Below are 5242 nucleotides of genomic sequence, written 5' to 3'. Positions count from 1 at the left end.
GTTGGAGGTGGCATTCCCAGGGGGTGGGTTCAGGCATGGGTGATCTCCGTTTCGAGTGAGGTGAGGGGTGCGTGAGGGCAGCTGGTGGCTCGTCTGACGCGGGCAGGCTCGCGCGATGCACTGCCGGCTGCCGTGTGTAGCTTGTGCGTTACTGAATGTACGCACAGCAGGGGCTAATTTGGCCCACCGCAGTGAAAGTTACGCCCGATCGTGGCTGGGTCGTACGGGCAAGCGGAAGACTCGGCACGATCACACGGGGAGGAAACGGCATGGCAGCGAGGACGTCGCCCACGGAGCGCCAGAAGCGGCTGGGCATCGAGGTGCGGAAGATGCGCACGTCAGCGGGGGTCACTGCCGAGTACGCGGCCGGGCTACTGGGTGTGGACCGGGGAAAGATCTCGCACATCGAGTCCGGCGTGCGGGCGATCAGCCCGGAACGCGTACGCACGCTCGCCTGCAACTGCGCCTGCGAGGACGAGCGTTACGTGGACGCGTTGGCCGAGATGGCCGAGCCCGGCCAGAAGGGATGGTGGGACAAGTACCGGGGGTCCCTTCCCCAGGGGTTGCTGGACATCGCCGAGTTGGAGGCTCACGCCGTGCGGATGCGGGCCGCTTACTCCATGCACGTGCCCGGACTGCTTCAGATCTCGGACCACGCACTCGCCGTCTTTCGCGTCGTGATCCCGCAACTGCCCGAGCACGAGATCGCCCTACGCCTGGCCCACCGGGTTGAACGGCAGCAGGTACTGGACGGTGAGAACCCGCCCGACTTCGTCGCCATCGTGCACGAGGCCGCGCTCCGGATGCGGTTCGGCGGGCGTGCGGTGGCCCGTGCGCAGCTCGACCATCTGCTGAAGAAATCCGAGCAGGCGAACATCACGCTGCTGGTGATCCCGTTCGAGGCGGGCGCGTTCCCGGGCGCGGGCCAGACCGTGTTGTACGCGGAAGGGCCGACCACGCAGCTCGACACCGTGCAGATCGACAGCTCTCATGGGCCGGATTTCCTGCACGCAGAGGCCCAGTTGGCGAAGTACCGTGCCCATCTGGACTGGATGGAGCGCATCGCCCTGTCTCCGACGGCGTCTCGCGACCTCATCCGTGAGATCGCCAACAGCCTTTGAGGAGCCCCCCATGAACAACCCGACGATCACCTGGGAAGAGCCCTTCTGCGGTGAGGGAAACTCCTGCTTCCGCCTCGGCACCGACCCCCAAGGCAACGCCTACATCGCCATAGCCGGCGCCGAACACACCTACCTCACCGACAGCCATGAAGCCCTTCGCGCGCTCATCCTCGACATCAAGGCCGGGAAGGTGGATCACCTGCTCTGAGCCCGAGCCCGGGGAAGTCATTCGCCGCATCGGTTCAGCACGCTCGTTCGAGTGAACGCGCACGGATTCCCAGCTCACAGGGCATCCAGGTGGCTCATCGTTCTGCCGGGGCACCCAGCGCGGGCGTAGCCTGGCATCAGCGTGACGAGGGAGAGCCATCGATGAGCACCGAACCCTTCATGGAGACGGTCATGACGCAGCAGGACCCCATCGATTTGTTGATCGCGATCGAGGAGGCGTCGGTTGCGCCGATTCGACCCGAGTACATCGAGGGGATGGCCATCGTGCCGCCGACGCCGAACGACAACCACAACGACGGCGCCTTCAAACTCGCAGTCCAGTTCTTCAACGCGGGATTCGAGCTGGCAGGCATGGGCAACGGCTACCGAGCCGCCCACAAGGACGGCAGAACCATGGCCCTGGTCGTTCCGGACTTCTACCTCCGCCGCCGCGAGCCGACCGAACTCGACGAGTCGTACCGCAAGGCCCACAAAGGCTGGTACCCCATCGACATGATCGCCCTCGTCGGCGAGGTCACCTTCACCAACCACGAGACGGACACCGGACCCAAGCTGCGCACCTACGCCGCCGTCGGTGTCCCGGTCTACGTCCTGGTCAACCGCAACACGAAGACGGCCCACTGCTACACTGACCCGATGCTGCCCGGCGAGGACCCCACGCAGGCGTACTACGCCTCCGAGGTCAAGGTCGACCTGGGTGAACCTCTCGCGCTCCCGGACCCGTACCCCACGCTCGGCACAGCCTCCTTCCGGGGGACGGCTGAGTAGTGAAGTGCGTGCGGGTGTAAAGGTTCAGAAGAGATCCGGCGGGTGCCCAGCAGCTCGGTTTTGACCGGGCGTCCGCTGCCTAGGATGGCGCGAAGTATTCGAACGAGTTGGCCTGATCCAAGAAGCAAGCGGGCCAACCGCCTCGGGGGAGCCATCCATGGCAGACATAGAGATCAGAACCGCGCGCATACGCGCCGCCGCCGACGACACCGAGTCCCTGTCACGGCAGGTGATGACGCGACTCAGTCACTCGCTCGACACCAGCGACGACGTCTACGGCTCCCACTACGGCAACGGCTGGCAGAGCCCCGTCCACCTCAAGGTCTGTGCCGAGAAGTGGGAGGAGCACATGGTCTCCCTGGCCAAGCGGATGGGTGAGCTCAGCCGGCGGCTGCGGGAGTCCGGGGACAGTTACGACCGCGCGGACGCCGAGGCCGACTCTCGGCTGCGTGCCGGGCTCAACGACCTCGGCAGGGCGTGACCATGGTCTCGTACGAGGGGATCAACAACGCCCAGCCGACGAAGTGGTCGGCCGCCGCCGACGACTGGCACGACCTCGCGAAGTACTCCCTGTCCGCGGCGAAGGACCTGCGGGAGTACGGCGCCAAGCCCCTGAAGGACAACTGGACGGACGAGGTCGGGGCCACCGCCGCGGCCGAGTTCGAGCGGCTGGCCAACCAGTTGGAAGCCGCTTACGACATCCTCCTCGCCGTCAACATGGTCGCCGACGGCATGACGACGACCATCGAGACCGCGCACAGCACCATGCGGGCCGCCGTGGACCTCGCGAACCGCTACGGGCTGGAGATCGGGGCCGACGGAACCATTACCGGCCCGCCTCCGCGCAGCCGCACGGAGGCCGAGGAGATGGGCCCGTACCGGCAGGAGGTGCAGGACCTCATCGACCAGGCCGTCGAGCAGGTCACCAGCGCCGACCAGTTGGCCGCGGCCGAGTTCGCCAAGCTTGCCGACCAGACCGGCCTCACCGATCCCGACAAGGCGCTCAACGACCTCCAGACGCACGCCTCGCACGTCCAGATGCAGATGCTCGCCGCTGACATCCCGGTGGGTGAGGACGCGACCACGGTCCGCCAGTGGTGGAACGGGCTCACGCCCCAGCAGCGCAAGGACATGATGCTGGCCCAGCCCGTCGCCATCGCCAACCTGGACGGCATCCCGGGCGACGTGCGGCGTGACCTGCGCGGCAACGGCAAGTACGACCGGGTGAAGCTGGTCCAGTACGCCCTCGACAACTGGGACAAGGAGGACCCGACCGACTTCGGCAACAACTGCACCAACTTCGTCTCCAACGCCCTGCTGCATGCCGGGATGAAGGAGAAGACCAGCGTCTGGGGCACCTCGGACGACGACTCGTGGATGGTCGGCAACCCGACCGGGGTCGACTCGGTCGACAAGCGGCTCGCCTACTCCGACACCTGGGCCGCCGCCGAGAACCAGCAGAACTTCATGCTCGCGCACGGCGGCACCGACGTCCCGCGCTCCGACGTGAAGCCGGGCGACATCATCTACTACGAGCAGGCCGGCCCCAACGACTCCATCGAGAAGGGCAACACGCACCACGCGGCGATCGTCACCGCCGTGATGCCGGACGGCGAGATCAAGTACACCCAGCACAGCGACTCGTACCAGAACGTCAGCCTCGAAGGCCGGCTGCCCGCGACCGAGAAGCACGAGGGACAGCAGAACATACGGATCGTCCGCCCCAACCCGGACTGGTACTGATGAGCATCCACGCCTACCCCAAGACCGGTGCCAGGGTCCCCGCCCCCGCCTGGCGTCTCTGGTCCCTCCTGGTCACCGCCCTGGTCATCGCCTCGGCAGCGCTGCTGGTGGCCCGCTTCTCCTTCGACGGCGACACCTTCCAGAACTGCCGCTACCTGGGCCCGTCCACCCGTATGTACGCCACCTCCTGGGCCGGCCCGGTGTGTGGCCTGGCCGCCGTGCTGCTCCTGCTGGCCCTGCGCCGCGGCGCGCACCGGCGGGGGCAACGGCCGGGGGCCGTGTGGCAGGGGCGCGTGGCCGTGGCGGCCGTGTGCCTCGTGCCCGTCCTGCTCCTGGCGCAGGTCGCGGCCCTGTACTGGATCTACGAGCCCGATCCCTCCGGAGGGCAGGACTGCTCGGGTCTGACGCTGGTCCACGACCGGGTCGCCGTACACGAATGAACGCAGCTCACACCGTTTTCACATAGAGCATCCGTTCCCCTCACACCTCCTGTTCACCTACAGTCCCCTCAACAGCGGGCCCTTGTTCTGGAGCGCAACGCCCAGGGGCCCGTTTCGAATGTGGGGATACATGCGCAAGCTCGCCCTCGGCACCGCCGTGTGCGGTGCCCTGGCTCTCTCGGGCCTCGCCGTTCCGTCGGCGCAGGCACTCACGCCGGACATCACCTTCTCGAACGTCGTCGTCAACGGCGGCAAGGCGATCACGGTCGGCACCACCAACACCGTCACCGTTCCGGTGACGTACACGATCACCCGCAGCGCCGACGTCCAGTTCGACGACGTCATCGCGATGGTCGAGCTCTACCGCGGCACCAGCTTCACCACCGCCGAGAACATCCTGGGCCCGGGCAACGAGCCCACCTGCACGGCCGTGGACGACACCACGCGGAACTGCACCGGCGACATCACCATCGATCCGCGGTCCGACCTGTACGAGGCCGCCGACGCCACCACCTGGAAGGCCGCCGGCGAGTACATGCGCACGGACGACGACGGCTTCGACTACATCGCCCGGGGCACCAGCGCCACCGCCACCGTCAAGCGCGCCGCCAAGCTCACCACCAACGCCACGCCGGAGCCGGTGACCAAGGGCAAGACCCTCACCGTCAAGGGCAGTCTGACCCGCGCCAGCTGGGCCACCGCCACGTACGGCGGCTACACCAGCCAGCCGGTGACCCTGCAGTTCAGGCCCAAGAGCAGCACCACGTACACCGACGTCAAGACGGTGACGTCGGGCACCGGCGGAGCCCTGTCCACCACCGTCACGGCCTCGGTCGACGGCTACTACCGGTACAAGTTCGCCGGTACGTCGACGACGGCCGCGAAGACGTCCACCTCCGACTACGTCGACGTGCAGTAACCACCCGCACGTCCCCCACACCC

7 protein-coding genes are annotated in these 5242 nt (G+C 67.1%); all 7 read left to right on the top strand.

All coding sequences use genetic code 11. The features are described 5' to 3' along the window. The first annotated feature begins 269 nt into the window (after positions 1-269). The 7 genes from FNH08_RS43965 to FNH08_RS43935 all read left to right on the top strand — a co-directional run bounded on the left by FNH08_RS43965 (position 270) and on the right by FNH08_RS43935 (position 5219). Entirely contained in the window at positions 270-1121 is an 852-nt protein-coding gene (locus FNH08_RS43965) for a helix-turn-helix domain-containing protein (RefSeq protein WP_152777110.1), read from the top strand. A gap of 10 nt (positions 1122-1131) precedes the next feature. Continuing rightward, positions 1132-1329 carry a hypothetical protein gene (locus FNH08_RS43960; RefSeq protein WP_152777109.1) on the top strand — a complete coding sequence of 66 codons (198 nt, stop codon included), beginning with the start codon at positions 1132-1134 and terminating at the stop codon, positions 1327-1329. A 161-nt stretch (positions 1330-1490) separates the two neighbouring features. Continuing rightward, positions 1491-2117 carry a Uma2 family endonuclease gene (locus FNH08_RS43955; protein WP_152777108.1) on the top strand — a complete coding sequence of 209 codons (627 nt, stop codon included), beginning with the start codon at positions 1491-1493 and terminating at the stop codon, positions 2115-2117. A 157-nt stretch (positions 2118-2274) separates the two neighbouring features. Continuing rightward, positions 2275-2598 (top strand): type VII secretion target, encoded by a 324-nt coding sequence (locus FNH08_RS43950; RefSeq protein ID WP_152777107.1) that lies wholly within the window; start codon positions 2275-2277, stop codon positions 2596-2598. A 2-nt stretch (positions 2599-2600) separates the two neighbouring features. Beyond that, on the top strand, positions 2601-3860 hold the full coding sequence (locus FNH08_RS43945; protein WP_194238833.1) for an amidase domain-containing protein: 1260 nt from the start codon (positions 2601-2603) through the stop codon (positions 3858-3860). Beyond that, positions 3860-4300, top strand: a complete 441-nt coding sequence (locus tag FNH08_RS43940) for a hypothetical protein (protein WP_152777105.1) — start codon at positions 3860-3862, stop codon at positions 4298-4300. The genes FNH08_RS43945 and FNH08_RS43940 overlap by 1 nt, the downstream gene beginning before the upstream one ends. Positions 4301-4430: 130 nt before the next feature. Further along, on the top strand, positions 4431-5219 hold the full coding sequence (locus FNH08_RS43935) for a hypothetical protein (protein ID WP_152777104.1): 789 nt from the start codon (positions 4431-4433) through the stop codon (positions 5217-5219). The last annotated feature ends 23 nt before the right edge of the window (positions 5220-5242 follow it).

The sequence above is a fragment of the Streptomyces spongiae genome (genome assembly GCF_009377185.1).
GTDB classification, from domain to species: domain Bacteria; phylum Actinomycetota; class Actinomycetes; order Streptomycetales; family Streptomycetaceae; genus Streptomyces; species Streptomyces spongiae.
Note: the sequence above shows the minus strand (reverse complement) of the source record. Positions and strands in the feature narration are given on the sequence as shown.

What these genes read in the sequence shown, in the direction of transcription:
- FNH08_RS43965 (WP_152777110.1), top strand. Translation starts at nt 270, where the DNA reads ATGGCAGCGAGGACGTCGCCCACGGAGCGCCAGAAGCGGCTGGGCATC.
- FNH08_RS43960 (WP_152777109.1), top strand. Translation starts at nt 1,132, where the DNA reads ATGAACAACCCGACGATCACCTGGGAAGAGCCCTTCTGCGGTGAGGGA.
- FNH08_RS43955 (WP_152777108.1), top strand. Translation starts at nt 1,491, where the DNA reads ATGAGCACCGAACCCTTCATGGAGACGGTCATGACGCAGCAGGACCCC.
- FNH08_RS43950 (WP_152777107.1), top strand. Translation starts at nt 2,275, where the DNA reads ATGGCAGACATAGAGATCAGAACCGCGCGCATACGCGCCGCCGCCGAC.
- FNH08_RS43945 (WP_194238833.1), top strand. Translation starts at nt 2,601, where the DNA reads ATGGTCTCGTACGAGGGGATCAACAACGCCCAGCCGACGAAGTGGTCG.
- FNH08_RS43940 (WP_152777105.1), top strand. Translation starts at nt 3,860, where the DNA reads ATGAGCATCCACGCCTACCCCAAGACCGGTGCCAGGGTCCCCGCCCCC.
- FNH08_RS43935 (WP_152777104.1), top strand. Translation starts at nt 4,431, where the DNA reads ATGCGCAAGCTCGCCCTCGGCACCGCCGTGTGCGGTGCCCTGGCTCTC.